2 protein-coding genes are annotated in these 2,032 nt (G+C 72.3%); both read right to left on the bottom strand.

Going from position 1 to position 2,032, the window contains the following annotated elements; translation table 11 throughout:
* Window positions 1-915 (bottom strand): ATP-binding cassette domain-containing protein (locus AC2VNT_RS12375; protein WP_486947140.1); only part of this gene is annotated, 915 nt, incomplete at its 3' end.
* The coding region (locus AC2VNT_RS12370; protein WP_486947139.1) for a condensation domain-containing protein at window positions 908-2,032 on the bottom strand (1,125 nt) is incomplete at its 5' end. The genes AC2VNT_RS12370 and AC2VNT_RS12375, both read right to left, overlap by 8 nt.

Raw genomic sequence — 2,032 nt, 5'->3', positions numbered from 1 at the left:
GAGCGAGGGACGGCGCAGCGCGATGTCGGCGAGGTCGATGTCGGCCGCGTTGAGCCGGTGCAGCACCGCCGCCAGCGTGTGCGGCCCGTCGGGTGCCGGCATCGCGACCCGATCGGTGTCCGCGGGCAGCCTGACCTGGTTTCGGTCCGGCACCAGCGAGCGCAGCACCTCGACCACCGCCGGCAGATCGTCCAGGTGGCGCGGGACCACCTCGCAGTAGGTGCCGCCGGTGCGTTCCTTGAGTTCGTTGGCGGTTCCCTCCGCGATGATCCGGCCATGGTCGATCACGATGATCCGGTCGCTGAGCGTGTCGGCTTCCTCCAGGTACTGGGTGGTCAGCAGCGTCGCGATCCCGGCCCGCTTGAAGTCGCTGACCAACTCCCAAATCCCTTGCCGGCTGCGCGGATCCAGCCCGGTTGTCGGTTCGTCGAGGAAGACCACCTCCGGGCGGACCACCAGCCCGCAGGCGATGTCGATCCGGCGGCGCATCCCGCCGGAGTAGGTGCTGACACCGCGGTCGGCGGCCTTCATCAGGTCGAACTGGTCCAGCAGCTCGGTGGCCCGCGTCCGGGCCTGACGTTTGCGCAGCCCGCGCAGCCGGCCGAACATCATCAGGTTCTCCCGGCCGGTGAGCATGTCGTCCAGCGCCACGTGCTGGCCGGTCAGCATGATCGACTTGCGCACCCCGGCCGGCTGGGACTCCACGTCGTAGCCGGCCACCTCGGCGTAGCCGCTGTCCGGCCGGGTCAGCGTGGACAGGATGCTGACCGTGGTGGTCTTGCCGGCCCCGTTCGGGCCGAGCAGCCCGAGCACCTCACCGCACCGCACCTTGAAGCTGATGCCCTTCAGCGCCTTCACCGAGCCGAAGCTCTTCCCGAGGCCGTTGACGACCACCGCATGGTCGGTGCTACGCATTGACTTCTCCTACACCGATATCGGCCGACGACAAGTCGACCAGCGCCAGCTCACCGGCGGCCGCGTCCGGTTCGTCCTCGCCGAGGGCCCGCCTGGTCAGCTCCATCAGGGTGGCCACGAACCGCGCGGCCAGCGATTCGGCCTGCGTCGCCGGCACCCGCCGGGTGTCGTGCCACCAGTCCAGATTCAGCACCCCACCGGACCGGTAGACCCGCAGCTCGACCGGGTGCCCCAGCCCGGGCAGCGCCTCGCGCACCGACGTCGCCGGGTCCGAACCGAACTGGACCGGGGCGTCGTCGGCCGACCCGGTGGGCAGGTCGGGGATCGCGCCGAGGTAGCTGAAGAAGATGTCGGCCGGTGCCACCGCGGCGAGCAGCCGGGCGGTCGGCGCATACAGGTAGCGCAGCAGGCCGTACCCGATCCCGTAGTGCGGCACGGCTTTCACCGTGTCGCGGACGTCGTCCAGCAGCTGCCGGGCAGTGTCGTCGCGGTCGCGTGCGCAGGTCAGCGCCACCGGATACAGGGTGCCGAACCAGCCGACGGTCCGGCCCAGGTCGACGTCGGGTTTGAGCACCGACCGGCCCGGCCCGGCCAGGTCGACCGCGATGGCGCCGTCGCCGGCGGTGGCCGCCACGGTGCGGCCCAGCGCGGCCAGCAGCAGCTCTTCGGTCGGCCGCTTGAGCCGGCGCCGGGCGTCGTCGATCTCGGTCGTCTCGGCCACGGTCAGCGCCGACGACACCCGGGCCAGGTCGTCGACCCCGGGCGCTCCACGCACCTGCTGGTCGGCGATGCGCAGCGTCGCCGTCGCCGTGGTCGCCAGCCAGTAGTCGCGGCTCTCCAGCACCGCGGGGTGGGTGGCCAGCCCGGCGCAGCGCTGCGACCACTCCCGCCAGGACGTGGCGACCGGCTGCAGCGCGATCTCGGTGCCGGCCAGCCGCTGGCCGAACGCGGTGAACAGGTCGGTGAGCAGGATGTCGCGGGAGGCGGCGTCACCGGCGGTGCCGTGCACGCTGACGACCAGGTAGCACGGACCCCCCGGCGCGCCGCGCAGGTAGCCGGCGGTCAGCGCTGCGCCGGCCGGCTGCTGGGCGGCCAGCTGCGAGCGCAGCAGCTCGAA

The organism is Mycobacterium sp. TH-M15, assembly GCF_057473705.1.
Note: the sequence above shows the minus strand (reverse complement) of the source record. Positions and strands in the feature narration are given on the sequence as shown.